Raw genomic sequence first — 20,945 nt, forward strand, 5'->3', positions numbered from 1 at the left:
AAATGATCCTGATTGGAGCGATCGTGCCCTGTCTATTGAGCGAATTTGCTGTAGCAGTCCCTTCAGCTACAGCGACACTATCTGCCAAGCCCAGTACGGTCAATCAACGACGATCGCGCTTCAATCGAATAGACTTTTCGGATGTTGGCAGACCTCGAAAACGCCGGGGCGGAGGAAGTCGGGGAGCCTGTTCGGTTCCTAATAAGCCACCCATGACGGCCTTGATGCCTGACACCAGTACGGGGTTGACTCTGGCGAAGTCTCCGACCTTCTGGTTTTTTGTGCCGTATACGCTCACATCCGACTATCTGGTTGAATTTGTACTCAAGGACAATCAAGACAAGACGGTTTACACAAACAAGGCTGTCGGAAAAGGCACCCCAGCCGGGATTGTCAATCTGCGTCTACCGTCTACTGTTGCGTTAGAAGCAGGTAAAGACTATCACTGGTACTATCTCGTTTACTGTGATGCCCAAAACCAGGATAAGTTTGTGTATGTCAATGGGGCGATTCGACGGGTAGAACGCCCTGATCTGGAGAGAAAATTAGCGACAGCGGCCCCTGGCGATCGGGTGGCTCACTATGAGGCGGAAGGCATCTGGCACGAGACTCTGACGGAACACGCTGAACGCCTAAGCGCCTCTCCACAAGATACTAAAACTCGTCAAGACTGGGTAAGTTTGTTGCAGTCTGTTGGATTAGGGGAAGTCGCTTCAGCACCCTTAGTTCTATGATGTCCAAAAATTCTAAATGATGTGTAGGATAGGAATTCTGCCCGTACAGACTTGAAGCCTATCCCACACTTACCACGAAACTAGGATTACTAGAGTTCCAAAGAAATAAGCTCGACTTTATCTAAGAAGTAAGGTCGAGCTTAATATATGTCACCAACGGAGCTAGTAATTAACGATGTGTCCCCTTCTTCCACCAAAAGGGACAGGTGATAAACTAGTCTTTATCCCCCCGAAAATACCGCTGTTTGTGGCCGCGAGAGCGAAGCTTTTGTTGCTGAACGTTCAGTTGCTCAGAGACTTGGTTAAGCTGATTCCCGTTCCCTACAACACCCGCCGTTTGACCAGCACCTTGAAAAGAGCCTTGTTGCTGCTGTTTTTTCCCTTTCAGGTGTCCCTGTCCTCTTTGCTTCTGCACGTTATTTTGAATGATGTACTGGTTGACGACGTTTCCGTCTCCTACGATCGCGGCACTCTGGCTAGTACCCTGAACACTTTCTTGTACTTGTCCTGCTTTGGAGGGCAAGGAAATCATTCCTAAAGCAGCCACTGACAATAGGCTAACAACGCAAGCTTTCTTCAACATTTTTCAGTCCTCAAATAGTATTGACAAATTTCAGCAGTAAAGCTACTTAGCGGTTAAGACGCTCTGCCGGATTGTAGACATCTACCTGCACATTCACTGGGATTTTCACAGTCGGGCCTACCACCCCAGTCACAGGAGAGGAACCGCCTTCTAAACGGTGCTTACTGTTTCGGCGTTGGATCACTTTATCGCCACCGCCAACATAAAGCTGTGTCCCAGTATGGACACTTGTGTTACCAACACATGCTCCCTTACTCTGCATCTCAACATCATTGGTTTGCTGCACTGGTTTTTTTGAACCCCGGATTGCAGCTTGAACCGAAACGTCAGCCATGACACACTGCGCTAAAGCAGGCGGAGTTGAGGAAGATGCTAGCGTTAACATCGCCGAAAGAGAGAGCAGACTGAGGGAGAAAATCTTCAATTCCACATTAAACTCCTTGCTAAAGATTCGGGCACTTTTGGCTAACGACACACCGTTGTAGATGCATAATTCCTCGTTTGAACAACACTTGTACCTGAAACATCTCTCTGAGTGCTATTGTAGCTATAGCTATTGTTGCGACAATTGCTACGAAGATAGCCAGAATAGCGGCTATTCCAGTTTCTGGGATACTGAAATTTCGGTAGACTTCGGTATGATCCAATTCCAGAGAGCGGTTTAACTCCTCTAGTTTGAATGTTGATGCTGCCTGTTTCCACTCGAACTCTGGTGTTGTCAGACTGAATATCAATGCCATTAGCATTAGCGATGTTAGGCAGTGACAACAAGGCTGAAAAAACCAGCCAAGAAATTGACTTTTTGATGGTCATAATGACACAGTTCCGCTATTCAAGAAAGAACTACGGCTGACGCTTTGGTACACAGAAGCACCAAGTCTCGTGAAAGGTAAAAACCCCAAGCACTTTTACAGTGCTTGGGCATCTTTTACTCAATGATTAAACCCGTCGTGCGGTGAGACGCAAATCACTCGAAACCCTGTTTCATGAAAGCTCTAGCCTGACACTGATGGGGCTTCCCAAGTTTTTCACCTACTATCTAACAACCTTCTTGTAGCAGGGTGCGTTTTTGAAAGAACGGCGTTGGATTTGTTGTTGAACGGTAAGCTGTTGATTAGCCTGTCCAACAGAGTTACCGACTCCGACGACTCCGGTAGCTTGATTAGAGCCTTGGTAGCTGCCTTGATCTTGGCTTACAGATGTCCCGCATCCTTTTTTAAGATTGCCAACTTGTTGTTGGATAGTTGCTTGCCCACTGTGCTGATAAACGCTATTGAAGTCGCCAATCACAGCAGATTCTTGGTTAGACTCTTGCACACTTGATTGTGATTGACCTGCTCTTGCTGATAAGGCAGAACCTGTCAGAGCGATCGCAGACAGTAGACCAATAACAACAGTTCTTTTCAACATTTTAGACTTCCTCTATCTTGGTTTACAGAGTCTAGAAGCACGAGGGATTAACTACAAAACTTCAACGTTTAGCGGAAGCTATTTAGAAAGTAGTTAATGCCAAGCTTTTCTGTCCTCATGTGCAAGAAGACGGGCTAATTTTTTCTTAAGTTCCCCAGTTTTCAAGTAATTAATAGACTAATTCGCAAAGCTTTTGAATAAGAAAAATCGCACTTCTTAAATCTAGTATGAAGATAACAGATATGTATTCACCAGTGGCATAAAAGATGATAGAGAAGAGATTTTTATTTCTGCTTTTAGTGAAGGTTTTAATAAACTAGAGCAAAAAAATATCCAGAAAACGCTTGTATCTTTATCCTCAGTAATTAGACTTTGATCTCTCTGAGGTCGTTCTTACAAGTAGCAAGTGTTTAGATTCAATCAAATGAAAGAATGTCTGAAGCTACTCTACAGCAAAGGTTAGAGCGCTAAGTTTCCTCCTCTCTTCTTCCTAAAAATGAAGGTTAAGGACGTTTTTGATTCGCTTCATAAGGAGGACTTTCTATTTAGATTGACTCAGATATTTAGAAACTTTCAGCTTACTATTGCTAACAGTTATCAGATATGGTATACGCAGAAATATCTCTGTAAGCGCATTAAGATATAGTTAGTTAAACCAAACAGACTGAACCGAGTTTGGTCAATATCTATATGAAGAGAAAGAGATTTATATCGGTAGAAACTAACCTCGATCGCTCCCTTTTAGGAAACTGATTGTTCTAAGTTCAAGAAACCGTTAGATGTAAATTTCTTCGACCAGTTCTATAAATTCACGATGTAAAAAACTAAGACAGATAGAAGTTAAATATTTTGTACTTTCTAAGGAATATTAATAATAAATCGCTTGGCTGAAGAGGTTAAAACCTAATTTTTGACAATTACCAACATATTAAATGGGGCACAGAGCAACTTTGGGCGCGATACCAGAGAGGCTACTCATCGTGTTGTACTGCAAAAGCTATCTCACCTTTGATCTGCTGAGTGGGTTGTTTGATTTCGCCCACTCCTGCGCCCGCGATTGAAGTAGGCATTGGAATACGAGGCATTGCCAGAGCGAAAAGTGTGTAGCAATGGTGAATGATAGTCAGCGGTTAACCTACAAACATACTCATGTTCGGCTGAAGGGCTACAACGTCGTCTATATGATCGACCAGAATCGCGTATCTGATTTCAACGATCGCTTCATGCTCACGATGGGTGAGTTAGAAAATTTCTACTAAGAAGCGTCTCAACTAGAACAAAAAACAGGTTGGATCTAACTTCTAAAGCATTTCACACAGGAATAAACGGATTAATGCTGCCAGGCAACTCTATCAGTTCCCAAACGCACGTTCGCTCTGGAATGAGGCAGTCAATGCTTCGGACTGGTCATCAGCAGACAGCACGGTTATGATGATTGGCAATTACACGATCTTAATTATGTCTTAATTGTGTGATCTTTTGGCTCTAAAATGAGCAATAATAGTTCACGTATACAATTCCTCGTCCTTGCTCATCCTGCTAAAGACAGACTTTATTGTTTCTTGTGATATTAGACTACTCAGAAATAATAGAGATACCCTTATTCTGGTCAGTTTGAAGGCTTTTTCAGTAGTTGAATTAGTAAGTTGAACGCTTACCAGAGATCGCACAAAATAAGTGTATATCAAGCGGCAATTTTTGAATGTTTCATCAAATATTTAAGCAAAAGGTCTAATTGATTAAGAGTATTAATTTGCTATTGGCATATACCGGGAAAAGAATAATGATTGGACTCATGGAAACCACGCAGTTTCCCTCCCCGGATCGAAGAGCTTTTTACATCTTTACAGTAGACTTACGCAAAAGTAGCTAGCTCACAACCTGACTGATGCTTTGAGTCTCACCAATTAAACAAGCGCCACAGTTCCAAAGGATGCCGCCTAGCCTACCCAGCAAATATGGTGCCTCCTTCCCGTAACGTTTAAGGGACGTATTTATTGTTGTGGCATTGTTGCTTCAAATTGAAAGCCAGCCGTTCTTAACCAAGCAACCTAAGATACAGGTTTCAACTCCTTAGTGTTTTGTCTGGAAAAGCGGTTCGCAACCTACAGCCTGAAAGTATCGTCAAATAGCCCGTCCCAGGTGGCATGTTTGAAGTGAAGCCTCAGAAATGATGGCGGAAACAGGACTGTCAGAGCTGAGATGGTTTATTCTCAGAAGTTTTGAAGCCTACTGACCCGACAAGAATCGACGAAGCTAGTCGATTAGTGGTGAGAAAAATTGCTCAAGAGTCAACTCTACCCGGCTTTTGACCATTTTTTAAGAAGATTCCTGAAAATGGGCTGCACTCTAATTGTGCAGATGTTTCTTCCTACTTCCGACTACTTGACGGATGCCATGAGGCGAGTTTCCAAGCTTACCATTGCGCCTGGGTGACTACTTCAGTCTCGTACCGAATGGTCACAACATTCATCAGATGAGAAACCAGGCGAGTCACAGCTAACCTATTACATAGAGGAAGGTTGAGTGCAAACTACAACTTCACAAGAGGCTTTAGAGCCGAGTCCAAATATCCCAGTACCTGAGAAGAGGTCAATAGCAAGACGATTTTTGATCGCGTTTGGCTTCTTTTCTATAGCAGTTGGTGCGATCGGCATGGGTGGATTGAGCATTTGGTCACGCGCGGGTCAATTCACAATCGACAATGCGATCATCAATGCCCGAATTATGCGAGTTCGCGCTCCGATCCCTGGGCAGTTCAACGCAGTCTACACCACTCCTGGGATGCAGGTTAAAGCAGGGCAAATTCTCGCTCGCATCAAGCCCAACATGCAGCAAGCGCAATCGATCACCGCCCTAGAAGCAGAGCGCCAAGCCAACCTCGCTCAGCTCACCGCCGCTGAACAGGCACTCGCTCAAACCCAGCAGCAGATTGCTCAACTCAGACAAACTGGAACGACGGTCGTCGCTGCCGACTCAGCGATCGCAGCCGCCGGAGTGGAAGCAAAGCGTTCTGATATTGATGAAGCTCGTGCAGCCGTTAACCAGGCCCGCGCTGTCCATCAGAGGTACACCAGCCTCGCTGCGGATGGTGCGATCGCTCAGTCCGTTGTTGATGAAAAGAAGTTGGGCATAGACACCGCAGAAGCAGCACTCAAGCGGGCGGAAGCCACCTTGCAACAGTCTCAAACTGCGTTAAACGCTACCCAATTGGGCACCCAATCTAGCGCCTCAGGACTGAGTGTTTCTGATCAGCAAGCGCAACTTGGACAAGTCATTCAAACTCAATCAAGTTTGATCGCAACGCTAAAAGCGCAAGGAGATCGTCTCAATCAACAGTTGAGCCAAATGCAATCTCAGTTCAGCGACAAGCAAGATTTTGTGGTGTCAGCCCCTTTTTCTGGTGTGATTTATAGCGTTACTAGTGAGCAAAGTGAACAAGTCAACCAGCTAGAACCCGTCATGACGATATTAGATTGTCAAAACCTGTGGGTTGAAGGGGTTGTGACTGCTCAACAAGCTAGCCAGATTAACACCCGTCAGTCTGTGCAAGTCAGTTTGTCTGGAGAAAGCGCTCCTTTGAGCGGTACGGTGGAGCTAATGCAAGCAGTCGGGAACACTCCCGTTCCATCAGCGAATTCTCAAGGCACTGATCATCTTAACGTCACTCAGTTACAGGCGTTGACACCTCCAATCAAAGCTGATTTAGCGGGACAAGCATTGATGCGGGTGATTGTTCGCATCCAACCGACCGCGAAAGTAAGCCAACCCCAGGAGTTTTGTGGAGTTGGACAAATTGCCCAAGTGACATTCACCAAAAAGTCACTAAGTCTTTAGGAGATCTCTACAAACGATCTGACCGAAAGGGTGGAGCGATCGCATTCAGCCCACCTTCGCAAATCAGGCGTTCGGTTTTTTCGGCGACAACGGCAACAACGGCAACCCTCATTGAGGCTGTCCCGTTTTAGCCTGCGAGTTTCGGAAGTTTGTGAACCAGTCTAATCGTTCACACGTTTAACTACTAGACAAATTCAGGAGCAGTTAATGAAGATTTTGGTTTGGGGATTGGGTTATGTCGGCACGGTTGTATCAGCTTGCTTTGCTGAAATGGGACATGAAGTGATTGGCGTTGAAACCAATCCGGAGAAAGTAGAAGTATTCAATTTAGGACGTAGCCCCATCAAGGAACCTGATTTGGATCAGTTAATTCAGCAAGGCATTGATGCAGGACGACTAAGAGCAGTGACTTCTGGTAGAGAATATGTGAACTGGGCAGATGTTTCGATGATTTGTGTGGGGACTCCCTCTGCGCCCGACGGCAGCCCTGTATTGGACTACATTGAGAGTGTCGCCAGGGATATCGGTAAAGGAATGCGAAACAGCGATCGCTATCACACTGTTGTTCTCCGCAGTACGGTCTTTCCCCATGTAACGCGCACCCAGTTGTTGCCGTGGCTAGAAAAATATGCTCAGAAAACCTGTGGTCAAGATTTTGGTTTAGCAATCAATCCGGAGTTTCTGCGCGAAACCACAGCAATCAAAGATTTCTATGCGCCGCCTTATACGGTGATTGGTGAGCTAGACGATCGCTCTGGTCAAACGGTGGCAGACTTGTACACAAGCATTCAGGCTCCGATCTATCGCATTGGCATCGAAGAGGCCGAACTGATCAAAGTCGTAAACAACTGCTTCCACGCCCTCAAGATTGGCTTTGCAAACGAGATTGGTCGCTTGTGTGGGCCCCTTTCTCTGGATGCCAACGTAGTCATGAACATTGTCTGCGCGGACACCAAACTCAACATTTCCGCCGCCTACCTGCGCCCCGGTTTTGCCTTTGGAGGCTCCTGTCTGCCCAAAGATTTGCGATCGCTCACCTTTAATGCCCGTCGCTTAGGCAGAGCTTTGCCTATCATGGAAGCGGTTCTCCCCAGCAACGAACTCCAAATTGAAGCGGCTCGCCTCAAGATTCACGAACACAATCCCCGTAAAGTCGCAATTCTGGGTCTAAGCTTTAAGACTGGCACCGATGATCTGCGCGAAAGCCCGGTAATCAATCTGATTCGTCAGCTTTGGGAAGACGGCGTAGAACTGGCAGTTTATGATCCCGATGTGCAGCTAGACCGCATGGTAGGAGCAAATCGTGCTTACCTCGAACGGCAGCTACCTCAAATTCCTCAGATTCTCAAGCGTGATCTGCACGAAGCACTTAGAGGTGCACAGGTGGCTGTGATCACTAAGGATCTTGACTCTCTACAAGGGTTATTAGGTAGCACGGCGATCGTTGATCTGGCTCACCTCAGCGAGATTGTCTCTGCTGACCCCGAAGCGGTTTCTATTGCAGTCGCTGACCCTGAAGCAGTTTCTGTTGTCGTCGCTGATGCGGAAGCAGTTGCGGCCTGAGCCACTCAGGTTACTCAAGTTCTCTGCAAACATCGCTCCGTTTCAGGCGGCTTCAGCCCCCTAAATCCCCCAAAACTGGGGGACTTTGAACCTTGTAAATTTGCTGAAAAGTGGGAAGTCTCCCTGCTCAAAGTCCCCCAGTCTGGGGGATTTAGGGGGCGAAGCGTTCAGCGATGACCGATCGGAAGACTTGTGTGTACACGGTAGCCCCAAAAGGAGAGGGAACAAGACTTTTGGCTCCCTTCTCCCTGGGGAGAAGAGTTGGCGAGGGCTTCGTTCCACTTCGTGAGGAGAGCAATTCATTCCTCAACTAAGCAATGCCAACAATGAGTATCTGGGAGAAGACGATAGTGTTCGCTTTCAGACTAACGCTTGCATCCAAGGAGCTTGACAATGCAACAGTCTCTAGAGTCTAGAAGATTTCAGAAGCGGATTCAGCAGGGGTTGAATCTACTTTGTCTGCTGCTCCTCTCAGCTTTGGGGCTGTGTGGTCTTTATCTATTGCGCGATCCCGATCGCATTCAACAAGCCGGATTTTGGGCCGTTGTTAGTGCAGGTACATTGGGAACTTGGCGCTGGTCTTGGTTTGGGCTACAGGCGATTCGTTCTCGCTTGTATGTGTACTGGGTCTTTCCTCAGTGGCGCAAACGGGCGAATCGGATGGATCAGCAGGAAGTACCCTCGGTAGGCATTGTGGTGCCGACCTTTCGAGAAGAACCTTGGATTACAGAGCGAGTATTTGGCGCGATCGCTCGTGAAGCTCAAACGCTTTCTAAACCGCTCACCCTGGTCGCTGTGACTACCGCCGAAGAAATGATTGCGATCGCCGAGATTTTGCGGTCGATCGATCCCGATATGCGAATGATTCACTATGTGCCACTGCTCGATCCTGCAAGAGGAAAACGGGGGGCATTAGCGATCGGGCTACGGACTCTAGCGCAGCAGTCTTCCCGCCCTGACATTGTGGTCTTGATGGATGGAGACGCTATCATTTCAGAAGGTGCCGTGCGAAAGTGCTTGCCGTTCTTCAAGCTGTTTCCCAAACTGGGCGGACTGACAACCGACGAGAAAGCAACCGTTGATGGCTCTAAAGTTTTTGGAGAGTGGCTAGACTTGCGCTTTGCTCAACGTCACCTCTATATGTGTTCCCATTCCCTCTCGCGCAAAATCTTGTGTCTGACAGGTCGATATTCGCTCTATCGTGCCGAGGCTGCTTTAGATCCTTCTTTTGCAGATTTACTAGAAAATGACACGCTTCAAGATTGGTTATGGGGCGAGTTCAAGTTTCTATCGGGGGATGACAAAAGCACTTGGTATTGGCTGCTAAGAGCCGGATACGACATGATCTACGTTCCAGATGTAATGGTGGAAACCCTGGAAACCGTGACTGGAAATGTGCCGATGCGAATGTACCAGAATATGCGGCGCTGGTTTGGCAACATGCTGCGAAACGGAAGCCGAGCAATGGCGCTGGGCCCGGCGCGAGTCGGTGCGTACACCTGGTATTGTCTCTTAGATCAGCGCATTAGCTTTTGGACTGCCCTAGTTGCACCGACCTTGATGCTGATTTATCTTATTCAAGGCAACTGGACTGGCTTAAGCTTGATTGTCAGTTGGATTTTGTTTACTCGACCGCTCCGGCTATTAGTATATCAGTGGCAGCGAGAAGCCATGCTCAAGCCGATTCATGTGATGCACGAACTGCTGTCTCAGTGGAGTTCTTCGCTGGTCAAGATTTATACGCAAATGAATCTGGCGCAACAAAAGTGGTCAAACCGAGGCAATCAAAGTCGATCGGTCGCCGGAACCGGACTCAAGCGCTGGATGAAGCTGGGAACTTCTCGATTTTTGTTAGCTGCTCAAGGATTTACCTTTGTGATTGCGCTGCTTTGTCTCGTAGGCTATCTTTCTCCCCAAGTCGATATTCAAGCTTGGTGGTGGAGGCAACACCATCGCACCGTTGAGCAACCCATACAAATTCTGCAAGCCACGGACTATGGGGTGATCTCCAATGACGATCTCGATGATGCCCCGGCTCTTCAGAAACTGTTCGATCGCTTGCCCTCTCAAGGACGCATTCAGATCAATCTACCCTCCGGAGAACTAACCCTTTCGCAACCACTAGCGCTGCATCGAAGTCAGACGGCTCTCAAAGGTCAAGGACAATCCCGTAGTATTCTGCATTTAGTTGCAGGTGAACCAGGTGCGATCGTCATGATCTCGCCGCCCAACAAAGCACAGCCACTAAAAGACATAAAACTTTCTCATCTAACATTGCTCAAAGACTCTACAGAAGACGCTTTTCTAATGGTGAAACGGGCCAATCAAACCTGGTTCAGCAATCTGCAATTTCAGGGTAGCGGCACTCATGCGCTGATATTACAGGAAGTCAAGGATACCCATTTAGAATATCTTGCATTTGATGGAAGCTTTACTCAGACCCCGATCGCTTGGCGCAATGTGACTCCGGCTGAAGCCCCGATCGTCTCTTCTAGCTCTATTCCATAAAGCAAAGCAATCTACTCAAAAAAGAGCCAAAACCTCTTGTTCCCTCTCCTTTGGGAAAGGGCTAGGGTGAGGGCGGAGTATTCATGCAGGAAGTTTAGCCTTGTATCCTTTCTTTCTTGGTCACACCTATGGTTATCTCACCCTCCAATGCAACTTTTTCTAGTCTCACTAATACAGACCTGACAACTGCTGGGTTGCTGACCTCTGGGCAATCCTCCCTGCTGCAAACGCCTCTCACCCAGAGCAGGCTTGCCGCCGCTAGCCCGATCGCTGATAACACGCTAGAAACTGCTCAGGATCTCGGTACATTAAACAGTAAAGTATCGCTCACCGATGCAGTAGATAGCACCGATCCCGTAGATTTTTTGAAGTTCAGTCTCGGCACTTCTGATGCAGTTAGCCTGTTCTTGAATGGCTTGAGTGCAGGCTACACAGTCGATCTATTGGACAGCGCAGGAACCCTTCTGCAAAGCTCAACCAACAGTGGCACGACTTGGACACTCAACTCCTCAACCACAGGCGGGTCGGTCACGTCTTCCCTCACAGCAGGGACGTACTATGTCAAAGTGACTCCTGCTACCATTACCGGAAACCCGACTTATGCCCTTCCGGGTTCCTACACAGTAAATCTGCAACGCCATAACGCGCCCAACACCATTACGGTTGCTGCCAGCAACTCCAACAACCGCGAACTGGGCGACTTTGTGGCATCGGGCACGAATGATCAAGACATCATTGAGCAAGCGATCGCTCAAGTCGGCACTCAGGGCGGCGGAACCATTCTCCTATTAGAAGGCACCTATAACATTTCAAATAATCTTGAAGTCATTTATGATAACGTTACCCTGTCTGGGGTGGGTTGGAAGTCGATTCTGAGATTGGTGGATAATGCTCAACTAAGAAATGCCGGATTGTTACGATCAGCTTTTCCGAGTGAGGCGCAAAATATCCAGAAGCCTTTCTTCTCAAACCAGAATTTTCTACACCTATCGCTGGATGGCAACAAAGATGGCGGCGCAAGTTTTGAGAATAGCTATGCAAACTTTGGGACTTATGCAGACAGTAGCTTTGTCGATATTCGGGCACACGACTTTGCCCATTATGGGTTTGACCCTCACGAAAACTCCGATGCGGGTGTGCCCACCGTCCGGTTAAGCATGGTCGGAAACTTGGCGGATCACAATGGAGTCGATGGATTGACGATCGACAATTGTCTCGATTCTACCTTCAGCAACAACATCATTGATGCCAATGGTCGGCATGGAATCAACGTGGTAACGGCTTCTAAAAACAACTTAGTTAGAGGCAACATCGTCACCAACAATGGGGGCGTTGGTATTATTGTTCAGCCAGGTAGCGAAACGAGTAGAGCCTCTGATGCAAACCGCCTACTCAACAACACCATTCGCGATAATCAACTATCTGGTATTTTAGTTCAACTCTCCAACAATACTGAGATCACAGGTAACACCATTCAAGGCAGTGGTGAGCATGGAATTCGCCTCAGAGGAGCCAGCAACTCTACCGTTTCCAACAACCTGATTGCTGATAACGGTCTTTCCCTGACCAACAAGTTCCACGGAATTTACATGGATGATTATGTAGGCACAAGACCTGGAACTCCTGCCTTTGTGGCCTCTACGCGCAACCTAGTAAAGAACAATACCATTCGTTCTCTCACAAACAGCCACCGTAATGGAATCGCCGAACGCAGCGTCAGTGATGACAATAATACTTACCAGGACAACCTCATCACAGGCACGACCAGAAGCCCGATCGTCGTGCTTGCGCCCAACTCCAAAATTATCACGACTCCTGTTGTTGTGACACCCGTAGATGTCACTCCTCGCCCAACTCAAACCGGAGCAGCTAACCCACTCGCAGACAACACCCTGGAGACTGCGGTTGATCTCGGTGCAGCAGATCGTCTGCAATCAGTGACAGATTTCGTCGGCAGTAGTGACCCGCTCGATTATTTCAAATTCAGTCTAGGAGTTTCTGATGCGGTGAGCGTGTTCTTGAATGGGCTGAGTGCAGGATACCGCCTGGATCTGCTCAACAGTGCAGGAACGATTCTGCAAGACTCGACGAACAGTGGCACTGTTTCAAATAGCAGTTCCTCAGCGACAGGAGGTTCGGTCACATCGTTCTTAGCGGCAGGCACCTATTACGTCAAGATCACACCTACTGCCATCCTTGGAAATCCTGACTACGCCCTTCCGGGTTCCTACACCTTCAATCTAATGCGCCACAACGCTCCTAACACCGTTACGATCGCCGCTAGTAACTCTGTAAATGCAAATCTGGCGGACTACATAGCGACAGGCACGGCTGACCAAACTGTCATTGAACAAGCGATCGCAAGCCTGGGATCAAAGGGTGGTGGAACAATTGTGCTAATGGAAGGCACCTACAATATCTCCGACAATGTTGAAGTGCTTTATGATAACGTCGTCCTGACGGGAGTTGGCTGGAAATCGGTACTGAGATTGGTCGATAATGCCCAGCTAGAAGATGCGGGACTGTTGCGATCGGCTTATCACACCGAAGCAGAAAACCAAGTCAAAACCTTCTTCTCAAATCAGCACTTCCGGCACCTGTCGCTAGATGGTAACAAAGACGGTGGCACCAGTTATCAGAACAGCTATGCGAATTTTGGCACCTATGCAGACAGTAGCTTTGTCGATATTCGGGCACATGACTTTCCTCACTATGGATTTGACCCTCACGAAAACTCGGCGGCGGGTGTGCCTACTGTCCGGCTGAGCATGGTTGGAAACCTGGCAGATCACAATGGAGTCGATGGATTAACGATCGACAATTGCCTCGATTCCACCTTCACTCACAACATTCTGGATGCCAATGGTCGGCATGGAATCAATATCGTGACGGCTGCCAAAAATAACAGTGTGAGAGACAACGTAGTCACTAACAATGGTGGCAATGGAATTACAATTCAACCCGGTACAGAAACTAGCAGAACCTCTGACGCAAACTCTATTGTTAACAATGTGATTCGCGGCAATAAGCTGTCTGGCATCTTAGTTCAATTGGCAACTAACACCAAAGTTGAAGGCAACACGATCGTCGGTAATGCTCAACACGGTATTCGTCTGAGAGGATCAACCTTCACGACAATTACTAGCAACACCATTGCCGACAACGGAACCGCAGCACCAACCACTTACTACGGTATCTATCTGGATGACTTTTCTACAGGTGCAGTCAAGTCGTCTACCAACAACTTAATTCGGAACAACACCATTCGCTCTATCACAAACAGCTACCGCAATGGAATCGCCGAACGCAATATAAATAACGATTACAATGTCTACGAAAACAACACAATTTCAGGATTTACGAGAACAGCGATCGCCCTCCTTGGCCCCAACTCTAAGATGATTACCTCGCCTGTAGCACAATCCCTGATGAGTAACGACTCAAGCAAAACACTCAACTCCTCGGTAGTGCCATTTGAGTAAAGACGGAGAAAAAAGGGCATTGCTGAGTTCTGAGGTTCACTATCATCCCCAACCCCTCTACTGACCAGCGACTTATCGGTTATGGAGCTACTTAAGGGTTCCCCGTCTAATCTGTTGATACCCGGCAGAGTCTAGTAGCAAAATTACGGCTCCGGGAAGGCTCAACAGCCAACTTAATGCGGTAATAGTTAGAGAAAGTAGGAGGGCTTGTTCTGCGGCTAACCCTACGCGACTAAACAAATAGACCCACAAGCTTTCTTTGATTCCTAACCCTCCCAATGAGATAGGAAGCAGCGTGACGACCACCACGATCGGAATGAAAACGAGCAGCTCTAAGTAGGAAACCGGAATTTTGAGCTGTTGAGCAACGAGATAGTGGTAGTACACGATCGCTAGCTGGAGTAACAGGGAAAGCCCCATAGACAATGCCAGAGCGCGACGGTGTTGAGCGAACTTTCTTAAGAGGATTTGAATTTTGGCAAAGCGATCGACAACTCGCCCTAGCCGAAATTTTTCTAACCAAGGCTCAACCCATATCAGTAGTTTAGGACTCGATATGAGTAGAACTGCTCCCACCAGTGCGCCAACGCAGGACATAAACAGCAGAATAATATCCCAACGTCCTACTAAGCGAAAGGCGGGCGGCAATCCTAATACGGCAAGGGCGGAGAGTGCTGCCAAACCTGTGAATCGTTCTAGAAAAACGGAGACTAGGGCGACTTCTGGATCTTTTGTAATCTGAGCAACCCGGTAGACTCGGTAAGCATCCCCTCCCAACGCGCCGGGAAGAAAGATGTTGAGAAACATTCCCGCGAAGTAGCTGCTGAGTAGATGGCTCATCGGAACGGAATGATTGCTGGATTGAAGGACAACACTCCAGCGCAAGCAACTTAACCACTGACAGCCTGTGTAAAAGAGCAGCGCAAACAGAATAAACTGCCAGGAAAGGTGCTGAAACTGAGTCCAGGCTTGATGGAAGTCGATTTGAGTAAAGACAAAAACAAGCAGTGCTAGGCTAACAATTGTTTTCAGAACGGTGACGGGCTTTAGTTTCACTGGCTTTAGTTTTATCGGGTTGCTGAGAGTGCGATCGCGGCTCGATCAATGGCATCGTTCAGTTTTTTCACCCCGAAAATTTGTTCGTTAACATACCAGCCTGCAAAGCGATCTCGTTCTGCTGCTTTTAGGGTTCGCGGCATGGCTCTAGCTGCTTGCTTTGCTTGCGCGAGATACCTTATTGTTTTTCGTTGATTTGGAAGAGACTTGAAAGCATGGGCAAGCGAGTTTAGAAGCCGATTTGCTTGCTGCATGAAGTCGGACTGCACACACAGGTTATCGTTGAAAAATGTTTGACCTTGTGGATCTAAGGTCTTATTCAGTGCATCACAGTTTGACAGTACCGATCGCAGCTTTTTGATTGATCCATCCGTGCCCTGAATAATCGCATCTACTTGGGTCTGACCATTAGCAGGCTCAATGCGGTAGAAATCTGGGCGATCGCTCAATGGGTTGGCTTTTAGTTGTCCGGTTTGAATGTGTTTGAGTAACGCTTCGCTGGCGTGTGAGATGCGGAGGTCGTGAAAGAGATATTGTTGACTAAAGCCAGGAATGTCTCCTTGTTTTTGCTGCCAGTAAGAGGCAAAAAAGTCCTTGTAGAGTGAGGCGATTTGGTTGGCATGTCTCGCACCAAAATAGCGATCGCAAAACTGTTTCACAAAGACATCCGACTTGTATTCTGTAAAGTTCCACATCATCTGGGCGTTGGCCGCGATCGTTAAAACAAATTCCCGCACATTGCCCACATTGACGGTCGAGAATTGCAGGGGTTGTGGGGAGGCGGACTGAGCAATGCGGAAATTTTGTTCCATTTTCCAGGGGCTTTCAGCTTGGGCCAGGTGCGCTCCGGAGGAGGTAAATTGGAAGTTCATGTAGTAGCCGATCGGCTGGTTGGGGGGAGCGATCGCGCCTCTTAGCTCGACTCCAGGAAAGTGATCTCGGTTGTCTGAAGAGAATGTCCAAATCAGACTCGGTTCTTCTGGTAGTCGGAGTAGTTGTTGAGCAAAGAGCTTTGAGTTTTCGGCGTAAAGCATCGTTTGCATTACTGGGTGTGCTTGATTGGTAATCCGTTTCAGCAAAGTGATCTGTCGTAAAATCATCTCCTGGATTACCCTGGCGCGGCTCGCATCTTCTTGAGGTGCATCGGGCATTGCATCATAAAAGGCTTGATCTTTGGCTCCCCGAAAGCCAATTCCCCACACCATTTCAAACTTCTCGCGCAGTAGTAGATTAATGTGGTAAGTCCAGAACTCATCAAATTTTTCGCGGTTCGCTAAGGCAAGTTTCGGAGGCTCTTGTTGCCGAACTAACTGCCAGTACTTGTCCCAATATCTGAATGACCCCAGATAGGGAGTTGTGATGGCGAGTCCACGATCGCAGGCTTGACGCGCACGCTTCAAACCTGCTTGGGGTGAGGGATAATCTCCTATGTCTTCTCCGACGTTAATCACATTGAGCTTTAGCCGCAGCATGGTTTCAAAAATCACGTCGTCTGCGTCAATCGTTGGATTGGTTTTCTGCCAACCTCTAAGTAAATCTTTGTTGTTGGGAAACCATGCCCGCCAAGCAACATGGGGCGAACCAAACCGCAAGTTAGTACTTCGGGGAACGGTAATTTCTGTTTTCTGCTGAGGTTTCCACGAAGCCCAGAACCAAAGTGGAGGAACCTCTAGGAACCGTTCAGAAAAGGTATAGATTGCATAGATTGTTCCTCGTGTGTCTGTTCCTTGCAGAACAATGCGGGCAGCACTTCCAGCCTTTTTCACGATTATGGAATGTGCTTCCATCCCTACTAATGTTGAATCAGCCGTTTGGGAACCATTGCGCGTGATCACGATCGCATCACGATCACCCAAATCTGAGGCACTAGTGACGATCGGTGATTCTTGCCCAAACACCGTTTGTAGATCTCGCTGGAGGTCTTTGACGGCTCTTTGAATGGCTCTATCTTGCCCAGCATCTATTAGAATAGGCACTCCTGAACTGATTTGAACATCAGCAGATGTGGCTGCATCAATGCTCGAAAAAAGGCTGATCACCAGTGTTACTAAGACTGCCAGAATCAGAGTATTGATCTGATTTCTGCGATCGAAAACTTTGTTAAACATTGAGAATATTCTCAGATTTTAAGCCTTCAGTTCTGAATTAACGTCAGTTCGACAGAAGTGGTTTGCTCCGCGCTCTTCGAGATACCCGCAAGGGGTTGTGAATTCGGGAAGCCCCCTAAATCCCCGAAAATTGGGGGACTTCAAGCCAAAAACTCCAGTTCAAAGTCCCTCAGAATGGGGGATTTAGGGGGCAGAAGCCGCTGAGAACGAAGCGAAAAAACTCGTCGAACTGACGTTGAATTAGTAAGCACCCAAATCTCTACCCTGATTCTGAACTCGCGGCAGTACTCCATCCTCGCGCTGCCACAATCGCAGCCTCGCCCCAAAGGTTTCCATAACAGGTTGACCGATCGTTTCCAAATATTGAGAAACTTCGGGCGTAAAAGCATTGTCTTTTGCATCATCAAGGTGAATCCACACCCGTTTAGCCTGCTCTAGAATGTGACTCACCTGATCTAAATTGCTGATAATCACACTACGACTGACGCGATCGATCATCCGTCCATCGCGAAAATAGAGAGCATCTACAGGTAAAACGGATGGAAAAAAGTAATCTAATCCGCCTAGCACGATCGCGGCTCCCGATGGGGTTGGAGAAATCACGACATCCCCTGGCTGTCGGCGATCGTGAACATATTCAAACACCTCAATGTTTCGTCTAATCAGTGAATCGTGATAGCTGGCTAGCACCCGACCAGGTTCAATATTGCTAATTAGAATCAGGGCAACGCAGGCGATCGCAATCTGTCTCAATGGCAGTAACCCTTTTAAGATGCTCTCAAATCTTCGCCCCAAGCTTTCTAGTAAGCAAACCGCACTGTGAACTGCTAGTGTGATCAACAAGGGATAAACCGGGAAGGTATATCGGGGAGTGATCTGATAGAGCAAAATCGTCACACTCAAGACATAGAGTAGCGTTAGGCTAAAGAAGAAAATTAACTTTCCATCCCGACGCTTTAGAAAGTAGGCAAACCCTAAGAGAAAGAAAAGACTATAAATTGTATACATGCGGCTGGGGCCGACAAACAGGCAAGAAAGAAAACCAGCAATGTCTCGCAAATGCGGCTTTAAATAAGATTCTGTGCCAGAAGATAACGCAATCCAGGGCGTTAAACATTTGATCGAAAAGAAGATGATGTTGTAGACATAAATTGACATCACCGTTGCGCTGCCTACCAGGATCGTCCAGTCGGTTGACCAACGAAATGGTCGATAAAAGAACAGAAATCCAATTAGAAAGCAAGGTAATAGCGTAATGGTGACTTCTTGACTGAGCAATGTCAATGTCACAGCAATAAAAAATATATATTGATAGCGTTTCCCTTCGCGTTCAATGAATCCTTTGTAAAACGACCAAAATGCTACTAGGCTCATACATTGCAACACCTGGTAAAACCGAATAAATCGGGAATACCAAAGCTCCCAGGGGTCGATCGCTAATAGCGCCGTCACCACGAGAGCCACCCAAACTTTTCCAGTGATCTGGCGAGCGAGAACAAAGGCAACCACGAGCGTCGCAGTTCCCCAAAGCGCAGATAGCAAGCGAACATTAACGGCAGAACTTCCTACCAGTTGCAGCCAGAGCGCCACCATGTAGTGATAGAAAGGGGAACGGGTATACCAAATGCCAGATGTAGCTTCAGGAGCACCTGTGCGAAGAATTCCGCGAATCGCATCAAAGGAAATACTCTCATCGGTGTCTAGCGATTCAAACCCAATCTGATAAACCCTAAGTACAAATCCAATGATGACAATCACACTCAACCACCCCCACTGATTCCAGTTAGAGTGTGTTCTGAATAGCGTTTGAAATCTGTTTACAATGCCCGATCGTTCAAGGTTTAGTGAAGATCGCCCACCCATCGGCAACCGAATCATTGCAACACTAACGCCGAGGTAAGCTAAGATGGCTCCCGAAGCCCACGATACCGCCATTCCACCTGTCAGACTCCAGCCCACAAACAGAATCACACCGAATAAAAACCACAGCGTCCAGGAAGGACAGATTTCTAGACCCGATCGATGCGGATTTTGCAATAAAGAAATCTGTAGAGACGTTGCAGGAAACGCCTTCGCAGAGCGGGCAGCACTTAATTCAACTAAACCACTTTGCGGGTTTTGCCGTCGTCTCATCTGGCTCCACAGCAGCATCAAGACCCCAATTCCCACAAATCCCAGAAAGACGAGCGTAGGACTTTGAGACTGAGCGAAGAGTAGCCCTCGTTCTGACTCAGCATATCGATGTTTGAGTAACCCAATGCCGATCAGAAACAAGGTTCCGGGTAACAGCAGTCCTGTCCCTGCGGTGATGCTATCCCACCCGCTAAGACGACCCAACCAAAATCGACCGAGACCCCAGGCAGCGATCGCGACAATCCCTGTTGCTCCTAGTTGCCAGAGACTTTGATGCCAAAGAAAACTGGGATAGTCGAGCAGATAAGCATCGCCTTCAAAGGTACGTTTAAAAGCCTGTGGGACGGGCGATTCTAGCACTGTGGCAGGCTGACCTTGACCTAAACCCTCCGCCCAACCCGATACAGGCTGGGGTAAGGCAGTCCAGGTATTATCGGTAGCGATCGTCGCTGTGATTTCTCCTCGATCGGTCTCAACCCAACCGTCTAGAAAAAATCCTAATGCACCGTTTGGGGTGAGCGCGCCATTGCGTTTGGTAGACCAGTCTGGATCGAGAGGACGAGCCAACCGTACTGCCAGTGTGTTAACACCCGACTTTAGGAGGTTTGTCACTTCATAGAGGTGTAACTCGTTGCCATCATTCGCCCCAAATCGATTCATCAGCCGACCATTGAGCAACAGGGCATACTCACCATCTCCCGCGACCCTTACAAAGGCACGCTGCCGCACTTGGGGAGTCTGCCAATTGCCTCTCAGCCACACCTCTCCTCGTGTACTTTCCCGACCAGTGATCCAATTTCCTGCTAGAAAGCGATCGAACAAATGACGACTCAGCCGACTATAGGTCGGTGCTTGAACGGGTGCGATCGCTTTCGCTGCTGCCCAGTTCTGATCGGGAAACTCTGGATCAAACCACCGCAGTCCATGATGATTTTCTGCCAAGGTAGAGATTTTCCAGAGAGTCGCTCCGGTGCTGAGGTTGATCGGGTCGCTTCCTTGTGTCGGATAGACGGCTCCCTCAACGACCACACGCGGATTTTGGCGGTTCTTTTGAATGGCTAACGCGATCGTATTGCTGCCGGGATGCAGATAATTCGTGAGATCAATATAGGTTGTTAATTTCCAATCGCGAGTATTACTCAGCGCGTAGAAAGCTCCACCATTGCTACGGTAATTAACGCTGTCGTTGACATTCTGAAACGGTTCACTCAACTTACTCGCAAATCCGAGAGAGTTATTAACGGTGCTGACTTCTTTAGCAATGTCTTTACCATTCACATACAGAACAAAATCATTATCTGCACTCAGCTTTAGCCAGCCAGCCTGAGCATCTTCTGCTAAGTCAAAGCTGCGACGGGCATAAAACGAATAACCCGGCTCCTGGGAACCAATCCACTGTGTCTCAGCCGCCCAAGCGACCCGATCAACGGGAGCAGGCGGTTTATCCCAAAGCACAAAGCTCAACATCCCCAGTAAGCAACCCAGAATCACAATGAGTGCTAACGAAAGCCAACGATCGCTATGTTTCATG

General features: G+C 47.7%; 13 protein-coding genes. 6 read left to right on the top strand and 7 right to left on the bottom strand.

From position 1 onward, the window contains the following. Positions 1 to 2: 2 nt before the first annotated feature. Positions 3 to 734: a DUF928 domain-containing protein gene (locus ACKFKH_RS08660; RefSeq protein ID WP_446857862.1), complete on the top strand. Its 732-nt coding sequence runs from the start codon at positions 3 to 5 to the stop codon at positions 732 to 734. A 214-nt stretch (positions 735 to 948) separates the two neighbouring features. Here ACKFKH_RS08660 and ACKFKH_RS08665 read toward each other — a convergent pair whose 3' ends face one another. The 4 genes from ACKFKH_RS08665 to ACKFKH_RS08680 all read right to left on the bottom strand — a co-directional run bounded on the left by ACKFKH_RS08665 (position 949) and on the right by ACKFKH_RS08680 (position 2,727). Further along, positions 949 to 1,317: a hypothetical protein gene (locus ACKFKH_RS08665; RefSeq protein WP_446857863.1), complete on the bottom strand. Its 369-nt coding sequence runs from the start codon at positions 1,315 to 1,317 to the stop codon at positions 949 to 951. 46 nt (positions 1,318 to 1,363) lie between these two features. After that, a complete protein-coding gene (locus ACKFKH_RS08670) occupies positions 1,364 to 1,747 on the bottom strand; it encodes a hypothetical protein (RefSeq protein WP_446857864.1) in 384 nt (127 codons plus the stop codon). Positions 1,748 to 1,782: 35 nt separating this feature from the next. Beyond that, positions 1,783 to 2,130 (bottom strand): hypothetical protein, encoded by a 348-nt coding sequence (locus tag ACKFKH_RS08675; protein ID WP_446857865.1) that lies wholly within the window; start codon positions 2,128 to 2,130, stop codon positions 1,783 to 1,785. Between the two features lie 222 nt (positions 2,131 to 2,352). Further along, entirely contained in the window at positions 2,353 to 2,727 is a 375-nt protein-coding gene (locus tag ACKFKH_RS08680; RefSeq protein ID WP_446857866.1) for a hypothetical protein, read from the bottom strand. Positions 2,728 to 3,836: 1,109 nt separating this feature from the next. Here ACKFKH_RS08680 and ACKFKH_RS08685 point away from each other — a divergent pair. From ACKFKH_RS08685 to ACKFKH_RS08705, 5 genes are all read left to right on the top strand, one after another. Continuing rightward, the gene (locus tag ACKFKH_RS08685; RefSeq protein WP_446857867.1) at positions 3,837 to 3,986 is read left to right on the top strand and encodes a hypothetical protein; all 150 of its coding nucleotides are present in this window, start codon (positions 3,837 to 3,839) and stop codon (positions 3,984 to 3,986) included. A 1,267-nt stretch (positions 3,987 to 5,253) separates the two neighbouring features. Further along, a complete protein-coding gene (locus ACKFKH_RS08690; protein WP_446857868.1) occupies positions 5,254 to 6,564 on the top strand; it encodes an HlyD family secretion protein in 1,311 nt (436 codons plus the stop codon). 207 nt (positions 6,565 to 6,771) lie between these two features. Next, on the top strand, positions 6,772 to 8,127 hold the full coding sequence (locus tag ACKFKH_RS08695) for a nucleotide sugar dehydrogenase (RefSeq protein ID WP_446857869.1): 1,356 nt from the start codon (positions 6,772 to 6,774) through the stop codon (positions 8,125 to 8,127). A gap of 393 nt (positions 8,128 to 8,520) precedes the next feature. Beyond that, complete coding sequence (locus tag ACKFKH_RS08700; RefSeq protein WP_446857870.1) at positions 8,521 to 10,635, top strand: glycosyltransferase; 2,115 nt, start codon at positions 8,521 to 8,523, stop codon at positions 10,633 to 10,635. 128 nt (positions 10,636 to 10,763) lie between these two features. Further along, a complete protein-coding gene (locus tag ACKFKH_RS08705) occupies positions 10,764 to 14,117 on the top strand; it encodes a right-handed parallel beta-helix repeat-containing protein (RefSeq protein WP_446857871.1) in 3,354 nt (1,117 codons plus the stop codon). Positions 14,118 to 14,204: 87 nt separating this feature from the next. On the opposite strand, the gene ACKFKH_RS08710 is transcribed toward ACKFKH_RS08705, so the two are convergent. From ACKFKH_RS08710 to ACKFKH_RS08720, 3 genes are all read right to left on the bottom strand, one after another. Next, positions 14,205 to 15,173: a lysylphosphatidylglycerol synthase transmembrane domain-containing protein gene (locus tag ACKFKH_RS08710; protein ID WP_446857872.1), complete on the bottom strand. Its 969-nt coding sequence runs from the start codon at positions 15,171 to 15,173 to the stop codon at positions 14,205 to 14,207. An 11-nt stretch (positions 15,174 to 15,184) separates the two neighbouring features. Continuing rightward, the gene (locus ACKFKH_RS08715) at positions 15,185 to 17,281 is read right to left on the bottom strand and encodes a glycosyl hydrolase 115 family protein (protein WP_446857873.1); all 2,097 of its coding nucleotides are present in this window, start codon (positions 17,279 to 17,281) and stop codon (positions 15,185 to 15,187) included. A gap of 240 nt (positions 17,282 to 17,521) precedes the next feature. Continuing rightward, the gene (locus ACKFKH_RS08720; protein WP_446857874.1) at positions 17,522 to 20,944 is read right to left on the bottom strand and encodes a glycosyltransferase family 39 protein; all 3,423 of its coding nucleotides are present in this window, start codon (positions 20,942 to 20,944) and stop codon (positions 17,522 to 17,524) included. Between the last annotated feature and the right edge of the window lies 1 nt (position 20,945).

This window comes from Phormidesmis sp. 146-20 (assembly GCF_052939475.1).